Raw genomic sequence first — 17679 nt, 5'->3', positions numbered from 1 at the left:
TCCTGCACCGCGACCGGAACGTTTCAGCCGCGGAAGTTATCCTTTGATTCGCGTAGCTTGGCGAACTCTCCGGCGTCGGTCGCACGCAGGAAAGGGTTGGTCGCCCGCTCCAGCGCGATCGTCGTCGGCACCGTCGCCTCACCCGCCGCCCGCGCCGCATCGACCGCGGTCATCCGCATCGCCAGCGCCGCATTGTCCGGCTCGACGGTCAGCGCGAAGCGGCCGTTCGACTGGGTATATTCGTGGCCGCAATAGACCTGCGTCGTGTCGGGCAGCGTCGCGTAGCGCTGCATGTTGGCGAACATCTCCGCCGGCGTGCCTTCGAACAATCGCCCGCAGCCGAGCGCGAACAGCGTATCGCCGGTGAAGATCGCGTCCGCCCCGGCGAGATGGAAGGCGATATGGCCGGCGGTATGGCCCGGCACGTGCCACACGTGCGCGACCTCGGTGCCGATCCGCACCGTGTCGCCCTCGCCGACGGTCGAATCGAGCGTCGGGATCTTGGCGGCCTCGGCGGCCGGACCGGTGATCCGCGCGCCCGCCGCCTGCAAAGCGGCGTTGCCGCCAATATGGTCGGGGTGCCAGTGCGTCGTCCACACCTGGTCGATCGTCCAGCCCCGCTCGGCGGCGGCGGCCTGTACCGGTGCCGCCTCGCCGGGATCGACCGCCACCGTCTCGCCGCTGACGGGATCGTGGATCAGCCAGGCATAATTGTCGGTCAGCACGGGGACGCGGACGATCGCCAGCGTCATGTCACCAGCTCCCGGTGTTCGGCATCGACGCCCAGGGCTCGGCGGGGGCGAGCGCTTCGCCCGCCTGCAGCAGCTCGATCGAGATACCGTCGGGGGTCTTCACGAACGCCATGTTGCCGTCGCGCGGCGGCCGGTTGATCGTCACGCCGGAGTCCATCAGCCGCTGGCAGCTGTCGTAGATATTATCGACGCGATAGGCGAGATGGCCGAAATTGCGGCCACCGCTATAGGTTTCCGGCGGCGTACCGTCCTCGGCGGGCCAATTGTAGGTCAGCTCGACCTCGGCGCGGCGATCGCCGATCTTGCGATCTTCGGCGGTGGCGAGGAAGATCAGCGTGAACCGCCCCGCCTCATTCTCGATCCGCCGCACTTCCTCGAGCCCGAGCACGCGGAAGAAGGCGATCGTCGCGTCGGGATCGCTGACGCGGATCATCGTGTGGAGATAGTGCATGCGTGGGTCCTGCGGTTGATGGTCCGGATTTAAGGCGCCAACGCACGGCGCACCAGAGGGTGTCCGGGCGAAGTCGCCGAACCCGCCGCCATCAGCGGTTACCGTCCCGCCGGCACCTTCGCCGACACCGGCGCGTCGCCGAATTGCGCCAGCGCGGCGCGCGCGTGCTGGCCCGCCGTCAAATTGGGGGCGAGCCGCGCCGCTTCCGCCCAGGCGGTACGCGCGCCTGCTTCGTCCTGCGTCGAGGCGGCGATATTGCCCGCTTCGAGCTGCACCGAGGCGTCGTCGGGCGAACGGCGCAGCGCCTCGGCGATGTCCGTCTTGGCCCGCGTCATATTGCCCATCCGCCGCGCCAGCGTCGCCGAGAGCAGCCAGGCGAGCGGATCGTCGCCCGCCCCGGCGAGCGCCAGATCGATGTCGCGTCGCGCCGCCGGCAGCTCGCCCGCGGCAACGAGGACACGCGCATGGTCGAGCTGCGCCTCGCCGAGCGCCAGCCCGTCCAGCGTTCCCGCGACCAGCGCGGTGTCGAGCGCCGCACGCGCGCCGGGCACGTCACCCGCCGCCAGCCGGGCGTTGCCCGCCTGCGCCCAATAATTGGCGGCGCGCTTGTCGCGCGCTGCGTCGGCGGCCTTGGCGGCGGCGGTGAATTCGGTCGCGGCAGCGGCGAACTCGCCCTGTTGCGCCAGCGCCAGCCCGGCGCATTGCCGGGCGAACCACGCGCCCCCGCTCGCCGCCCAGCGCGTCGCCTCGACGCGCGCCGCGGCGGGGTCGCTGACCGCGAGCTGGCGGCAGCGATCGTAGCGCGCGGCGCGCGGATCGACGTCGGGGACGGTCGCCTTCGGTGCGGGCGCGGTGGCGGCCTGCACCGCGGCAAGGATCAGGATCATCGCAACACATCCTCGGTCGCCCGGACGATCAGCGCGATATCGGACGCGCGCGACAGCCGGTGGTCGCCGTCCTTGATGAGCAGCGTCTGCACGTCGGCTGAACGGATCATCTCGCCGAGCCGCACGGTGCGATGCCACGGCACGTCCTTGTCCGCCTGGCCCTGCACCAGCCGCACCCGGCCATCGACGGGGATCGTCCCGAACATCAGGCGGTTGGCCTCGCCCGACTGGAAGAAGGCGCGGGTATAGACGGTCGGCGCCGGGCCATAGGGATTGGCGCGCTCGAGCCGTCCCTCTGTGAGGATCGCCATCTTTTCCTCGGTGGTGAAGCCCCAGTCGGTGAAGTCGGGTGCCGGCGCGATGCCGACCAGCCCGACCACCTGTTCGGCGCGCAGCTTGGCGACGAGCAGCATCAGCCAGCCGCCCAGCGACGAGCCGACCAGCACCACCGGCCCGGTCGCGACCTGATCGAGCATCGCCAGCACGTCGTCGCGCCAGCCGGCGAGCGTCTGCTCCTCGAACGTGCCCTCGCTCTGCCCGCAGCCGCCGTAATCGAAGCGCAGGAACGCGCGACCCTCGGCGCGCGCCCATGCCTCCAGCGCCAGCACCTTGGCGCCCTGCATGTCCGAGGCATAGCCCGGCAGGAAGACGATCGTCGGCCCGGCGCCGGGCGTGTGGTGGTAGGCGAGGCGGGGGCGGGGGTCTGTCATGGCCGCTGTGTATCGTGCGCGCGGTGGCGCGTCATCCTCGCTTGGGTGGGAGGCGGAGACGGGAGGTCACTAAGGCGGGAGCGAGGTTCAGGGTTGCGGATTTCCTCCCCCTGACGGGCAGGGCTACGGCAGCTGGACGCTCGTGCGAGCCCGTCGTCTTCCAAGCCCTTCCCGTCACCCCGGACTTGTTCCGGGGGCCACCCTGCGGCGAGGAGAAGCGCTTCATTCCACACCGTTCTCCCGCGGCCCGGTTGACCCCGGAACAAGTCCGGGGTGACGACTCTGATAGGGAAAGCGATCGAGCCTCATCACCGCAGCCGCATCCTATAGCCCTGCCTTGGCGGGGGAGGACTTCGGGGAGCCTAGAAGCGCCATTCCATCTTGTCGGTTTCGCCCGCGCAGATGCCGCGCAACGCCAGCCATTCGGCGGTGTCGATCGCCGGTACGTAATGCGCATCACCCGCCGCGCTGCGCCGGAAGCGCGCGGCGCGGTCGGCGGACAGCGGATGGTTGGCAATATAGGCGAACATCCGCTCGCCGCTCGCATTGCCCTTCGCCAGGCGATCGAAGAAGGCCGCGGTCGGCAAGGGCGACACGCGCGCGTCGGCGAGCAGCCGGATCGCATAGCCGTCCGCCCGTGCCTCCGCCCCGCGCGAATAAGCGGTGGCGAGCAATGCGTTGGTATAGCCGCCGACATGGCCCTCCATCCCGCCGAGCAGCACCGACAGGCCCAGTTGCCGCAGCAGCGATTCCATCACGTCGCGGCCGCGGACGTGGCCGATCTCGTGACCGATCACCCCCGCGACCTCGTCGGGCGAGCGGGCCGCCTGCAACAGCCCGTCGAAGATCACGATCCGACCGCCGGGCAAGGTCACCGCATTGACCATCGGCAATTTGACGACATGGACTTCGAGGGTGGGATCGTCGGGATCGATGCGGTTGGCGAGCTTCGCCAGCGCTGCGGTGCCGACCGGTTCGACGCAGCCCTTGCGCCCGAAGTCGCCGACCATCACCTCGCCGAGCCGCCGTTCGAGCGAGGCGGGCACCATCCGTGCAACCAGCGCCGGCGTCTGCAGCACCAGCGCCACCGCGACCGCCGCCAGCACCGCGAATGCCGCCGCCGCGCGCCACAGGCCGAAGCGATCGACCCAGCCGCCATAGCGCCGCGCCCGCGGCAGCCGCACGGCGATCTCCGCCGGCACCGGCCCGATGAAGCCGATCCGCCACCCCGGCTGCCCCTGCAACCCGAAGGTCCGCGCATTGCCGTCGCCATCCGCCGGGGTGAGCTGCGCGAAGGCCTGCCATGCGCCGGCGCGACCGTCCTCGTCGAGCCGGAAGCCGTCACCCTCGACGATCAGCCGTACCTGCCGGCGCAACGCGCTGCGGCCGTCGTAATGCCATGCCGCCGCGGCGGGCGCCCCGGCGTCCACGTCAGAAGGCGCCGACATCGAAGGCGTCGAGCATCCCTTCGCCCTGGCCCGGCGCCCGGGTGTGCGACTGGAGCAACGTGTCGAGCTCGACCTCGCCATAAGCGGCGAGATGGCGGATGAAGAACGTCCAGTTGCGATAGGGGAGGAAGATCGCGCCGACGCCGAAAGTGACGATCACCAACGCGAGGCTGCCGAGATAGAAGAGGACCCAGTCCCTGGTCGACGCCTCGAAGCCGAATTGCAGCGTGCCGAGCGACGTCGCGCCCACCGCCTCGCGGAAGAAGGCGGCGAAATAGGTCATCGCGACCAGCCCGAGCACGCCGAAGAAGAAGACGTAGAAGGCGAGCCCCGCGGCCACGATGGTGACGACGGTCTTCGCGGTCGGCACGCTGCCCGGTGTGTGATCGAGCACGCCATTGGTCGCCATGACCGCCGCCATGGCCCCGAAGGCGACGACCAGCGCGACGGGCAGCAAATAGAAGAGCAGAAAGCGACCGAACACCGGCTGCCAGCGCGCCGCGCTGCGGAACGACAGCGAGCCGAAGCTCATCGCGTTCCAGCGTTCGTTCCACAGCCGCGCCATCGACCAGGGCGTCATCAGGTAGATGGTGAGGAACGACACGAACGTCTTCCAGAAGTAGCTCCACCCGTAGGCGAACCCCTGCGCGTCGCTGCCGCCGCGGATGCCGTGCCACAGGGTGCGGCTGAGCCGGTAGCGCAGCGCGCGGAAGCGCGCGACGCCGATCAGGTAGAGGGCGGTCAGATACATCAGGATCGCGAGCAATCCCGCCGCGCCCGGATGGCCGTGCATCATCGCGCTCTGCAACCCGAGGTTGACCAGGCCGAACGGCAGCACGAACAGGAAGAAGGCGATGACATAGCCGATGAACAATTCGAGGCCGCTGCCCGTCCATTCCAGCCGATCGTCGATGAACCGCGTCCGGCTCCACAGATACCGGCGGGTTCGTGCCCGTGCCCAGAAGGTGTAGAGGCCGAGCGTCACGATCATCAGCAACAGGTTGGTGAAGGCGATCGGCGCATACGCCTGCCATGTCCCGGTGAACCGGAACGCACGCGTGTCCGCTGAAGTCTGATCGGTCATCTCTGTTCCCCCGCCGCAAATGGAGCCGAGCGAGAGGGGGCAGTCAACGCCCGAAGAGGGTTAACGCGTCGCTGGCGCTCGGCATCCGGCCGCAAGTCGTGCGCGTTCAATCAGATGACGCATGCGACCGATCGTCGCTCCGTCTCGTGGTCGTCACGGTCATGGGGTCGAGGAGAAAGTCATTGCTCCTTCGACGGGCTGACGAAAATGTCTTCGATCGCGAGGCCGAAGAGTTCGGCGATCTTGAACGCGAGCGGCAGCGACGGATCGTACCGGCCGGTCTCGATCGCATTGACGCTCTGCCGGCTGACCTCGAGCTGGTCGGCGAGATGCTGTTGCGACCAGCCGCGAGTCCCGCGCAGATCACGCAGGTGGTTGGTCACGCGGCGTCTCCCGCGGACCGTTCGATCGCGGCGTTGATGAAGCCGCCGATGCCGAGACCCCCGAACCAGACGATCGGCCAGGCATAGCCGACGAGGTGCGGCACCAGATCGAAATTCTCGAGGAAGCCCCAGAAGGTCGCGACGGTCATCGCGATCCCGGTCGCGATGATCGTCTGTCGCGCCATCAGCAGGCGCTGATATTCGTCCCGTTCCTCGGTGAAATAGATGCCGATGACGGCGAAGAAGCCCGATACCGGCAAGGCCGGCAATATGCCCAGCAGATAGGCGACGGGACCGCTGACGAGATGCCGGGCGAACAGCCAGCAGACCGGCAGCAGCACCGCGGCATAGATGAGCGACAGAATGATGATGCGCCGATTGTAGCGGCGCTGTGCAGGTGTTCCGGCCATGTACGTCCTCCCTCGAATCGTTGTGAAGGAGGCTTTACATGGAAAGCAGGCTTTACGTCAAGCGCGCTTGACAATCAGATGACGAATTCGACCGATCGTTGCTCCGTCTCGTGCGCGCGCTTGGCGACGATCTCGGCGTGGAGCGCGGTGATCGTACGGCTGCCGGTGGTAGTGAAGAGGAAGGGCAGCACGCCGTGGATCAGCGCGGCGACGCCGCCGCCGATCATGCGCAGCCCGAAGTGCGACGCGACGCCGAGATGCTCGGTATAGCTTTCGCCGACCGAGGCGGGATGCTGGGTGAAGAGCTTCATGACGCGTACCTCCTGCACGCCAGTCTAGCCCCGCGCGCGCAGCGACTCCAGCATCTCGGCGGCGAGCAGGCTCAGCGTGTCGTCGCGTGCGCCCATCACGACGATCCGGTCGCCTTCGCGCGCCTCGGCGACCAGCATCGCAGCCGCCGCCGCGCGATCGGCGACATGGCGCGCATCGCGGCCGGCGGCGGCGAGGTCGGCGACGATGTCCGCGCTGGTCACCTCGCGCGCGACGGTGCCGCCGTGATAGACCGGGTCGGGCAGTACCAGCACGTCGTCGGGCGCCAGCTTCTGGCCAAGCGTCTCGACCAATTCGCGGCGCATCACCTTGAGCGGGCCATAGCCGTGCGGCTGGAACAGCAGCAGCAGCCGGCCGGGAAAGGCGTGCAGCGTGTCGATCGTCGCGGCGATCTTGTCGGGGTTGTGACCGAAATCGTCGATCACCGCGACGCCGGCCGCCTCGCCGACGAGGTCGAAGCGGCGGCGCAGCCCGGTAAATCCGCCGATCGCATCGACCGCGACGGCGAGCGGCACGCCCGCGGCGACCGCTGCGGCGATCGCCGCAAGCGCGTTGGAGACGTTGTGCCGCCCCGGCACCTGCAGGCGCACCGGGATCGCCGCATTGCCCGCGGCGATCAGGTCGAAGCGCGCTGCAAATGGCGCCTCGACGATATTGCGCGCGGCGAAATCGGCGTCGCGGTCGAGGCCGAAGGTCGCGACATGCGTCGGCGGCAGCGCCGCGGCGAGCGCCGCCGCCTCGTCATTGTCGAGGTTGACGATCGCCGTCTCCGCCTTGGCGATGAAGCCGGCGAACAGGCTGCGCAATTCCTCCAGCCCCTTGTGGTCGAGGCTGACGTTGTTGAGCACCGCGATGCGCGGGCGATATTGCGCGATCGAGCCGTCGCTCTCGTCGACCTCGCTGACGAAGGGCTCGCCGTTGCCGACCAGCGCGCTGGCGAAGGGCGCTTGCGGATGCGCGAAATTCTTCATCACCGCGCCGTTCATCACCGTCGGGTCGCGGCCGGCAGCGTGGAGGATCCAGCCGATCATGCCGGTGACGGTCGACTTGCCGCTGGTCCCGGCGACGCCGATCGGCAGCGCGCTTTGGTTGAACAGGGTGCTGAGCAGTTCGGCGCGGCTCGCCCGCGTGCAGCCGAGCCGCGTCGCCGCGACGATGTCGGCGACGCTGTCCTCGACCGCGGCGGAGGCGACGACGATCTGCTCGGCAGACACCACGCCGCTGCCGTCCTGCGGGAACAGCGCGATGCCGCGGGCGCGCAACGCGTCGAACTTGGCCGGCACGCGCCCCTGGTCGAGTCCGCGGTCGGAACCGGCGACGATCGCGCCGCGCCCCGACAGGATCGTCGCCAATGGCATCATCCCCGATCCGCCGATGCCGACGAGGAAGAAGCGCTTGCCCGCTACCGGGCCGGAAAGATTGCCGTTCGCCATGACGCTGCGCTATCGACGCGGCCGCGCAGGGGCAAGGCTCTGTGGTGAGGCGGAGCGACGGGACGATGCGGATAGGGGTGGTGGCGCCGGCGAGCATCGGCAACAAGGATGCCGAGGCGCCGTTCATCGCCTTCGCCGCTCTGGCCTATCCCGAGGTCGATCTGGTCGTCCATCCACAATGCTGGGAGACCGCGGGCCATTTCGCCGGCGACGACGCGCGGCGCGCCTCGGCCTTCCTCGAATTCTCCAACGATCCCGGCTTCGACGCGATCTGGTTTTTGCGCGGAGGCTATGGCTCGAACCGCATCCTGCCGCTGGTGATGCCGCAGCTCGGCCCGGCGGCGCGGCACAAGAGCTATCTCGGCTATTCCGACATGGGGTTCCTGCTCGGCGCGCTCTATGCGCGGCGGATCGGCCGGCCCTGCCACGGCCCGATGGCGAGCGACATCCGCCGCAAGGGCGGGGACCAGACGGTCGCGCGGTCGCTCGGCTGGTTGGCGCGCGGCGACCGGCAGGGGCTGGAGCCGGGGCTGGACGGCCGGCCGGCGGCGGCGTTCAACCTGTCGATCCTCGGCGCGCTGATCGGCACGCCCTGGCTGCCCGACCTCACCGACCATGTCCTGATGATCGAGGAAGTGTCGGAGCCGATGTACAATATCGACCGGCTGCTGTTCCACATGGGCCATGCGACGCAGCTCAAGGGGATCGCCGGCGTCCGCCTCGGCGCGGTGACCGCGGTGCAGCCCAACGAGCCCGAATGGGGCGATACGCTGGAATATATGATCCGGCGCTGGTGCGGGGATCTTGGCGTGCCGTATCTCGGCCGGGCGGAGATCGGTCATACGCAGACCAATTGCGTGGTGCCGTTCGGTATCGCCTAAATCCTCCCCGGCACGGGGAGGGGGACCGCTCGGCGCAGCCGAGTGGTGGAGGGGGTTCGCCGCAGACGCTGCGCTCGGGGAGGCCCCCCTCCGTCACCGCTTCGCGGTGCCACCTCCCCGTGCCGGGGAGGAATCACAGCAACGCTTGCCTATATACCCCGCGCCGCTTTATTCGCGGCTCCCTCAACCAACCTGAAAGTCCATCATGTCCGCCATGTTCCGTATCACGCTGCCCGACGGTTCCGTCCGCGAGGTTGCGCCCGGGACTACCCCGGCGGACGTCGCCGCCGCGATCGGGCCCGGCCTCGCCAAGGCGGCGCTGGCCGCGCGGATCGATGGTCAGGTGCGCGATCTCAACCGGCCGTTCGAGGGCGACACCAATCTCGCGCTGGTCACCGCGAAGGACGAGGCCGACGCGCTCGAACTCGTCCGCCACGATCTCGCGCACGTCATGGCCGAGGCGGTGCAGCATCTGTTCCCCGGCACGCAGATCACCTTCGGCCCGGCGACCGACGACGGTTTCTATTACGACTTCGCGCCCAAGGATCGTCCCTTCACCGAGGAGGACCTGCCCGCGATCGAGGCGGAGATGTGCCGCATCATCGCCAAGAACGAGCCGTTCACGCGCGAAGTGTGGACGCGCGAACAGCTGATCGAGACCTGGACGCAGCAGGGCGAGACGTTCAAGGCCGAATGGGCCGCCGAACTGCCCGACAACGAGGAACTGACGATCTATCGTCAGGGTGCATGGCTCGACATGTGCCGCGGGCCGCATATGGCCTCGACCGGCAAGCTTGACCCACAAGCCTTCAAGCTGACGCGCGTGTCGGGCGCCTATTGGCGCGGCGACCAGAAGAACGCGATGCTTAGCCGCATCTACGGCACCGGCTGGCTCAACAAGAAGCAGCTCGACCAGCATCTCTTCATGCTGGAGGAGGCGGCGAAGCGCGACCATCGCAAGATCGGCCAAGAGATGGACCTGTTCCATCTCCAGTCGGAGGCGCAGGGGTCGGTCTTCTGGCACCCCAAGGGCTTCATCCTGTGGCGCCAGCTCGAAGCCTATATGCGCCGCCGGCTCGACGCCGCCGATTATGCCGAGGTGAAGACGCCGCAGTTGATGGACGCCAAACAGTGGGAGCAATCCGGCCACTGGGGCAAGTATCGCGAGAACATGTTCGTCGTCCCCGACGAGGTACCCAATACCGAGGATGAGGGCGCGGTGCTGTCGGGCGAGGGCGATCTGATGGCGCTCAAGCCGATGAACTGCCCGGCGCACGTGCTGATCTTCAAACAGGGGATCAAGAGCTATCGCGACCTGCCGATCCGCATGGCCGAATTCGGCTGCTGCCACCGCAACGAGCCGCACGGCGCGCTGCACGGCATCATGCGCGTCCGCCAATTCACGCAGGACGACGCGCATATCTTCGTGCGCGAGGACCAGCTCGTCGATGAGGTGCGCAAATTCTGCGAACTGCTCGACTCGGTCTACAAGCATCTCGGCTTCGACTCTTATGCGATCAAGCTGGCGCTGCGCCCCGAGAAGCGCTTCGGCTCCGAGGAAATGTGGGATTGGGCGGAACAGTCGCTGCGCGACGCGGTCGCCGCGACGGGCCGTGACACGCCTGAATATGGCTGGGAGGAACTGCCGGGTGAGGGCGCCTTCTATGCACCCAAGCTAGAATTCCACCTGACCGATGCGATCGGCCGGACGTGGCAGGTCGGCACGATCCAGACCGACACCGTGCTGCCCGAGCGACTCGATGCGAGCTACGTCGGCGAGGACGGCAACCGTCACCGCCCGATCATGCTCCACCGCGCGATCCTCGGCACGTTCGAGCGGTTCATCGGCATCCTGATCGAGCATCACGCCGGCCGTTTCCCGCTCTGGCTGTCGCCGGTGCAGGCGGTGGTCGCGACGATCGTCTCGGACGCCGACGGCTATGCCGAGCAGGTGGCGGCGACGTTGCGCAAGGCGGGCATCCGGGTCGAGACCGACCTCAGGAACGAGAAGATCAACTACAAGGTGCGCGAACATTCGGTGGCGAAGGTCCCGGTGCTGCTCGTCGTCGGCAAGCGCGAGGCGGAGGAGGGCAAGCTCGCCGTCCGCCGTCTCGGCAGCCAGGCGCAGCAGATCGTGACGGTCGACGAGGTGGTCGCTATGCTGCGCGAGGAGGCGACTCCGCCCGATCTGCGCTAACGCTTAGGTATCAGCCAGCCGTCGACTAATTCGTATCGGCCCGGGAGTCGCATCGCGTCCTCTGCGCTACCGGGCCAGCGAACAGGATGACCTCGGCATAACACGGCACATTGCGCATCGGTCAGGGGAAGGCGATGGCGTCGTCCCAAGCCGTGAGGCCGAGGCTTTCGGCCGTCAATGATGCATCATCTTGCACAGGCATCTTCCGCAAACGCTCCGGAAAGCTTATATCTAATTCAAACCACCACAGGAGCTATACCCATACGTCCTCCCATGATGCGCCGACCGAATCAGGCGCCGCCAATGAATGGCCCTCGTTTCAACGAGTGGATCGTCAGCCCCAAGGTTCGCGTGATCGACCATGAGGGCGAGAATCTCGGCGTGATGTACACGCGCGAGGCGATGGCGCAGGCGCAGGAACTCGGCCTGGATCTGGTCGAGGTGTCGCCGAACGCGGATCCGCCCGTCGCCAAGTTCCTCGATGTCGGCAAGTTCAAGTACGAGGCGCAGAAGAAGGCGAACCTCGCCCGCAAGTCGCAGAAGACGCAGGAGATCAAGGAGATCAAGATGCGTCCGAACATCGATGACCACGATTACGACACCAAGATGAAGAAGGTCGTCGAGTTCATCGAGGAGGGCGACAAGGTCAAGGTCACGATGCGCTTCCGTGGTCGCGAGCTGAGCCACGGCCAGCTCGGCATGGCGGTGCTGCAGCGCGTCGCCGAACAGGTCGCCGAGGTCGCCAAGGTCGAGGCCTATCCGCGTATGGAAGGCCGTCAGATGCTGATGGTGCTCGCGCCCAAGTAATTCCGGCCGATCCGGCGCTTTCCGTAGCGTCAGGCAGGTTTTTGAACACCGGGTCCGGCAACGGGCCCGGTGTTGCGTATGGGCGACAGTCCATTCGAAAATGCATACGGCAACGACAAATTACTAGACGCTCACGCCTGCGCGATCCTAGCCTCAAAAGAAAACCCGATATTCGAAAACCGAAATCGGAACAGGAGAGGATGACCATGCGCCTTACTGCGTATCTGCTGTCGGCTGCGACGATCGCGATTGCCTCGCCCGTCATGGCGCAGAACAATTCGCCCGAGCCGTCGAGCCCGGCGACCCAGACGACCTCGCCGACCGCGGCGGGGTCGGTCGCGCAGGACGAGGGCGATCAGGGCGATATCGTCATCACCGCGCAGGGCCGCGCCCAGGCGCTCGCCGACGTGCCGGTCGCGGTTTCGGCGATCACCGCGGAAACGCTGCAGAATTCCGGCGCCAGCGACATCCGCCAGCTCAACCAGCTCGCGCCGTCGCTGCTGGTGTCGTCGACCGGCTCGGAGGCGAACGGCTCGGCGCGCATCCGCGGCATCGGCACGGTGGGCGACAATCCCGGTCTCGAAAGCTCGGTCGCGGTGTTCATCGATGGCGTCTACCGCTCGCGGTCCGGTATCGGCCTCACCGAACTCGGCGAGATCGATCGCGTCGAGGTGCTGCGCGGCCCGCAGGGCACGCTCGGCGGCCGTAACTCCTCGGCCGGCCTCATCAGCATCATCAGCAAGGCGCCGTCGTTCCAGGGCTTCAGCGGCGGTGCCGAAGCGACCTACGGCAATTACGATTTCTACCGTTTCGCCGGCAATCTCAACCTGCCGCTCAGCAAGACGATCGCGGCGCGGGTCGACGGCGTCTACGTCAAGCGCGACGGTTTCTACCGCGACTATACGAACAACACCGACGTCAACAATCGCAACCGCTATTTCGTCCGCGGCCAGTTGCTGTTCGAGCCGAGCAGCGACATCCGCTTCCGCCTGATCGGCGACTATACGCATCGCGACGAGAAATGCTGCGCCGCCACCTATGTCGACCGCAGCGTCAACGAGGCGGTGGGCAACCTCAACAACCCCGTCGCGTCGGTCAACGCCGGCCTCGCGGCGGGCGCCAACGGCAACAACATCGTCAACGTCATCCGCGACCTCGGCCAGCCGCTCGGCCTCGTCACCAGCCCCGGCTATAGCCGCGACGTCTCGGTGAGCGCCGGCCGCAGCTTCGCTGGCATCACCAAGGACTGGGGCGTCTCCGGCCAGCTCGACTGGACGATCGGCACCACCAAGCTGACCTCGATCACCGCGTACCGCGATTACGATTCGGATCAGGGCTCGGACACCGACTATAGCCGCGTCGATATCCTCTATCGCGCCGCCAACGGCAATTCCGCGCGCCGCTTCCGCACCTTCACGCAGGAATTGCGGCTCAACGGTTCGCTGTTCGCCGACAAGCTCGATTGGTTGGTCGGCGGCTTCTTCGCCAACGAGGATCTGCGCGTCCTCGACAACCTGCGCTTCGGCAGCCAGTACGGCCGCTTCGCCACCTGCCGCCTCGTTTCGGGCAGCGCGCTCGCGCAATTCTACGCGCCCGGAAGCACCGGCTGTCTCAGCGCCACGGGCCGCGCGGTGCTCAGCGGCGGCGTCCCCGGCGTCGCCTCGCCCTTCGGTGCCGCGGGGCCGCTCATCGTCAACGCGATCGCCACGCTCGACGGTATCAACGACAAGGGGTCGACCCGCGACGTCTACAATCAGAACAGCCGCAACTGGGCGCTGTTCACCCACAATATCTTCCACGTCACCGACACCGTCGATCTGACGCTCGGCGCGCGCTACACCAACGAACGCAAGAAGTTCGACGCCAGCTTCACCAACGACAACACCGGCTGCACCGCCATCCAGACATCGCTGCGGTCGGTGCTCGCGAACCCCGCCCTGGCGCCGACCGCCGCAGGCATCATCGGCCTCGCCTGTCAGGGCAACAACACCGCCGAGCTCAACGGCGTGTCGATCAACAGCCGCCGCAAGGAAGACCGGTTCACCGGCACCGCGATCCTGTCGTGGAAGCCGATCGACGATCTGTTGCTCTACGGCAGCTATTCGCGCGGCTATAAGGCAGGCGGCTTCAACCTCGATCGTTCGGCGCTCAAGCAGCCGGTGCAGACCTTCGCCCAGCTCGGCGGCGCGCAGGCGCTCGCCAATTCGCTGCAATTCGCGCCCGAGACGGTCAATTCCTATGAAGTCGGCGCGAAATACGGCACCGGCCCGTTCACCTTGTCCGCGGCGGCGTTCATCCAGGATTTCAGCAATTTCCAGCTGAACACCTTCAACGGCACGGTCTTCCTCGTGCAGAATATCAACGGTTGTTCGTCGAGCCTCAACGGCGGCGACCGCGACCAGAGCAAATTCCCGGCGGCGAGCAACTACAATGCCGCGGCGACCAGCAGCGGCGTCTGCCCGTCGGGCGACGTCGGTTACGGCGTCCGTGCCAAGGGCGTCGAGCTGGAGGCCTCGCTGGTCCCGGCACGCGACTTCCGCGTCAGCCTCGGCCTGACCGTCACCGACACCAAATATCGCAGCCAGCTCGTCGGCAGTTCCTCGGGCGCGCCGCTCGACCAGGCGCTGCGCCTGCTGCCGGGGCGGACGCTGTCCAATTCGGCGGACATCGTCGCGACCTCGTCGGCCTCGTGGACGCCGCAGCTCGGCGGCGGCTATTCGGCGCTGTTCTACGTCGATACGCGCATGACCAGCGACTATAACACCGGCTCCGACCTGTTCCCGCAAAAGGCGCAGGACGGCTATGCGATCGTCAACGCCCGCATCGGGCTGCGCATGCCGGACGAGCGGATCAGCCTCGAATTCTGGGGGCAGAACCTGACCAACGTCGATTACGCGCAGGTCGCGTTCAACTCACCGTTCCAGGAAGGCGCGGCCAATGCGGCATTCCAGGACGCGCAATATCCCGGCGGCCGCCAGCTCTTCTCGCAATATCTCGCCGAGCCGCGCACCTATGGCGCGACGATCCGCGCGCGCTTCTGATCCGCAGCGGCAACGGGGACTGGCCCGTTGCCGCCGGCATTACCGGGGGAGGGGCCGGCCGCAGCGATGCGCGCCGGCCCTTTTTACGCCGCCATCTCGACCGTCTCACCGCTCGCCGCGGTGCGAAGCCGGCGTTCCAGCGTTTTCAGCCGCGCCGGTGCGGTGATCCGGTCGCCGGTGAGGTCGGTGACGTAGAAGGTGTCGACCGCGCGCTCGCCATAAGTGGCGACATGCGCCGAATGCAGCGTCACCTTCGACTGGAACAGCGCCTGCGCGAGCTGGTTGAGCAGCGCCGGCCGGTCGCGCGCATTGACCTCGATCACCGTGAAGCGGTTCGAGGCGTGATTGTCGATCAGCACATTGGGTTCGATCTCGAACGCATCCGCACGGGTGCGCGCCGCCGGCTTGGCGACGAGCCGGTCGGTGAGCTTGCCGCGATTCGCCAGCGCATCCTCGATCGCCATCTTGAGCCGTTTCAACTGGTCGAGATCGTCGAACGGCCGCCCGAACGGGTCCTGGACGAGGAAATTGTCGATCGCCATGCCGTCGCGCGTCGTGTGGATGCGCGCATCGATGATGTTGCCGCCCGCGACGTGGATCGCGCCGGCGATCCGGTAGAACAGGCCGGGATGGTCGGCGGCGTAGATCGTCACCAATGTCGCGCCGCGCGTCGCATAGACCTGCGCGTCGATCGATAATTGCGCGTCGCCGGCCGCCGCGATGAAGCGTGCGTTGTGCGCGAGCACGTCATCGGGCTCGGCGATCCAATAGGCCTCGGGGAAGCGACGCACGAAGGCGTCGAACCGCGCCGGTTCCCAGCCCAGCGTGGCCTGCAGCGTCTCCTGCCGCGTCGCGATCCGCTCGGCGCGCCCGCGCTGTTTGTGGCCGAGCCGCAGCACCTCCTCCGCCCCTTCGTAGAGGTCGGCGAGCAACTGGCGCTTCCAGCCGTTCCACGTACCCGGCCCGACCGCACGGATGTCGACGATGGTCAGCACCAGCAGCAGCCGCAGCCGTTCGGGGCTCTGCACGACCTCGCAGAAATCGAGGATCGTCTTGAAGTCCGACAGGTCGCGCTTGAACGCGGTCGCCGACATCAGCAGGTGCCAGCGCACCAGCCACGCCACCGTCTCGGTCTCCGCGGGCGACAGGCCGAAGCGCGGGCAGAGCCGTTCCGCCACCTCCGCGCCGAGGATCGAATGGTCGCCGTCGCGCCCCTTGGCGATATCGTGCAGCAGCACCGCGACATAGAGCACGCGCCGCGACACGATATGCTTGATGATCGCCGAGGCGAGCGGGTGATCGTCCTTGAGCTCGCCCTTGTCGATCCGCGCCAACAGCCCGATCGCGCGGATCGTATGCTCGTCCACCGTATAATGGTGGTACATGTCGAACTGCATCTGCGCGACGACGCGACCGAAGTCGGGCACGAAGCGGCCGAACACCCCCGCCTCGTTCATCCAGCGCAGCACCAGCTCGGGATCGCGTGGGGACGTCAGCACGTCGAGGAACAAGGCATTGGCACGCGGATCGCGGCGATGGCGCGCGATGAGCTTGGCGTCGCGCGCCGCGGCGCGCATCGCCAGCGGATGGATCTCGACGCCGTGCAGATCGGCCAGCTGGAAAATCTCGATCAGCCGCACCGGGTCTTCGCTGAAATAATCGTCGCGCGGCAGTGCGAGCCGGCCGCGGTCGAGCACGAAGCCGTGTAATTTATCCGGCCGCCGCCGGATCGTCGGCAGCCCGAACCGCCGCCCGCGCGCCGCGAACCGCTCGTCGAGATGCGCGAGGAACACGCCGGTGAGGTTGCCGACCGTCTTCGCCTGTAGGAAGTAATATTGCATGAAGCGCTCGACCGCCGGTTTGCCGGGCCGGTCGGAGAAGCGCATCCGCGTCGCGATCTCGCGCTGGACGTCGAAGGTCAGCCGATCCTCGGCGCGGCGGGTGACGCTGTGCAGGTGGCAGCGCACCGCCTGGAGGAAATTGTCGGCGCGGTGGAACAGGCGATATTCGGCCTTGGTCAGCAGGCCGACCTCAACGAGATCGGCGCCGCGCTGCACGTCGTGAATATATTTGCCGATCCAGAACAAGGTGTGGAGGTCGCGCAGGCCGCCCTTGCCCTCCTTGACGTTGGGTTCGACGACATAGCGCGTGTCGCCCATCTTGCGGTGGCGCGCGTCGCGCTCGGCAAGCTTGTCGGCGATGAACTGGCGCTCGGTGCCGTGCTGCACCTCCGCCTTGAAGCGTTTCGCCGCCTCGTCGTAGAGTGCCACGTCGCCGGTGACGTAGCGCGCTTCGAGCAAGGCGGTGCGGATCGTCACGTCGCCCTTCGCCTGCCGCACCATCTCGTCGAGCGAGCGGCTGGAATGACCGATCTTCAGCGCGAGGTCCCAGAGCGCATAGAGCATCGATTCGATGACCTGCTCGGCCCAGGGCGTCTGCTTGCCGGGGGTGAGGAAGCCGATGTCGACGTCGGAGAAGGGCGCCATCTCGGCGCGGCCGTAACCGCCGACCGCGATCAGCGTCAGCCGCTCGCCCGCGGTCGGGTTGTGGAGCGGGTGGAGCCGCTGCGTCGCGAGGTCGAACAGCACGCGCAACAACTGGTCGGTGAGATACGCCTGCGCGTTCGACGCCTCCAGCCCGCGCGACGGATGCGTGGCGAGCCGCCGCTGGATCTCGGCGCGACCCTCGGCGAGCGCCTCCTTGAGGATCGCGGTGGCCTGCGTGCGGAGCGCGATGCCGGTGGCGTCGATCGCTGCGATCTGTTCGGCGAGCGCGCGCCGATCGACGATCGCGCGGCGGTTGGGAAGGTGGTCGAAACGGCGCTGCATGGCGGCGGGGTATAGCGGCGCGAGGGTTAAGGGGACA

The 17679-nt window shown here is 67.5% G+C and carries 15 protein-coding genes; 4 read left to right on the top strand and 11 right to left on the bottom strand.

What is annotated here, in order from left to right; genetic code table 11:
* Positions 1–23 precede the first annotated feature (23 nt).
* From gloB to MC45_RS10935, 10 genes are all read right to left on the bottom strand, one after another.
* Positions 24–752 carry a hydroxyacylglutathione hydrolase gene (gene gloB / locus MC45_RS10980; RefSeq protein WP_038662987.1) on the bottom strand — a complete coding sequence of 243 codons (729 nt, stop codon included), beginning with the start codon at positions 750–752 and terminating at the stop codon, positions 24–26.
* 1 nt (position 753) lies between these two features.
* On the bottom strand, positions 754–1203 hold the full coding sequence (locus MC45_RS10975) for a VOC family protein (RefSeq protein ID WP_038662984.1): 450 nt from the start codon (positions 1201–1203) through the stop codon (positions 754–756).
* Between the two features lie 98 nt (positions 1204–1301).
* Positions 1302–2090, bottom strand: coding sequence for a tetratricopeptide repeat protein (locus tag MC45_RS10970; RefSeq protein WP_038662981.1), 789 nt, complete (start codon positions 2088–2090; stop codon positions 1302–1304).
* Positions 2087–2800 carry an alpha/beta hydrolase gene (locus MC45_RS10965; protein ID WP_038662978.1) on the bottom strand — a complete coding sequence of 238 codons (714 nt, stop codon included), beginning with the start codon at positions 2798–2800 and terminating at the stop codon, positions 2087–2089. Before MC45_RS10965 ends, MC45_RS10970 begins: the two co-directional genes overlap by 4 nt.
* 362 nt (positions 2801–3162) lie before the next feature.
* Positions 3163–4248, bottom strand: a complete 1086-nt coding sequence (locus MC45_RS10960; protein WP_052075626.1) for a M48 family metallopeptidase — start codon at positions 4246–4248, stop codon at positions 3163–3165.
* Entirely contained in the window at positions 4232–5332 is a 1101-nt protein-coding gene (locus MC45_RS10955; RefSeq protein WP_038662971.1) for a YjgN family protein, read from the bottom strand. Before MC45_RS10955 ends, MC45_RS10960 begins: the two co-directional genes overlap by 17 nt.
* Positions 5333–5511: 179 nt before the next feature.
* Positions 5512–5715, bottom strand: a complete 204-nt coding sequence (locus MC45_RS10950; RefSeq protein ID WP_038662968.1) for a helix-turn-helix transcriptional regulator — start codon at positions 5713–5715, stop codon at positions 5512–5514.
* Positions 5712–6125: a hypothetical protein gene (locus tag MC45_RS10945; RefSeq protein WP_038662965.1), complete on the bottom strand. Its 414-nt coding sequence runs from the start codon at positions 6123–6125 to the stop codon at positions 5712–5714. The genes MC45_RS10950 and MC45_RS10945 overlap by 4 nt, the downstream gene beginning before the upstream one ends.
* Before the next feature lie 74 nt (positions 6126–6199).
* On the bottom strand, positions 6200–6436 hold the full coding sequence (locus MC45_RS10940; protein WP_038667167.1) for a DUF6356 family protein: 237 nt from the start codon (positions 6434–6436) through the stop codon (positions 6200–6202).
* A gap of 24 nt (positions 6437–6460) precedes the next feature.
* Positions 6461–7888, bottom strand: a complete 1428-nt coding sequence (locus MC45_RS10935; RefSeq protein WP_038662962.1) for a Mur ligase family protein — start codon at positions 7886–7888, stop codon at positions 6461–6463.
* 65 nt (positions 7889–7953) lie between these two features.
* On the opposite strand from MC45_RS10935, the gene MC45_RS10930 reads away from it, so the two are divergent.
* From MC45_RS10930 to MC45_RS10915, 4 genes are all read left to right on the top strand, one after another.
* The gene (locus tag MC45_RS10930; protein WP_038662960.1) at positions 7954–8769 is read left to right on the top strand and encodes an LD-carboxypeptidase; all 816 of its coding nucleotides are present in this window, start codon (positions 7954–7956) and stop codon (positions 8767–8769) included.
* Between the two features lie 205 nt (positions 8770–8974).
* The gene (gene thrS, locus MC45_RS10925) at positions 8975–10966 is read left to right on the top strand and encodes a threonine--tRNA ligase (RefSeq protein ID WP_038662957.1); all 1992 of its coding nucleotides are present in this window, start codon (positions 8975–8977) and stop codon (positions 10964–10966) included.
* Positions 10967–11239: 273 nt separating this feature from the next.
* Positions 11240–11773 carry a translation initiation factor IF-3 gene (infC, locus tag MC45_RS10920; RefSeq protein WP_037534495.1) on the top strand — a complete coding sequence of 178 codons (534 nt, stop codon included), beginning with the start codon at positions 11240–11242 and terminating at the stop codon, positions 11771–11773.
* A 206-nt stretch (positions 11774–11979) separates the two neighbouring features.
* A complete protein-coding gene (locus MC45_RS10915) occupies positions 11980–14814 on the top strand; it encodes a TonB-dependent receptor (protein ID WP_038662953.1) in 2835 nt (944 codons plus the stop codon).
* Between the two features lie 83 nt (positions 14815–14897).
* On the opposite strand, the gene MC45_RS10910 is transcribed toward MC45_RS10915, so the two are convergent.
* Positions 14898–17642, bottom strand: coding sequence for a [protein-PII] uridylyltransferase (locus MC45_RS10910; protein WP_038662950.1), 2745 nt, complete (start codon positions 17640–17642; stop codon positions 14898–14900).
* Positions 17643–17679 lie beyond the last annotated feature (37 nt).

The organism is Sphingomonas taxi, from assembly GCF_000764535.1.
Taxonomy (GTDB): Bacteria; Pseudomonadota; Alphaproteobacteria; order Sphingomonadales; family Sphingomonadaceae; genus Sphingomonas; species Sphingomonas taxi.
Note: the sequence above shows the minus strand (reverse complement) of the source record. Positions and strands in the feature narration are given on the sequence as shown.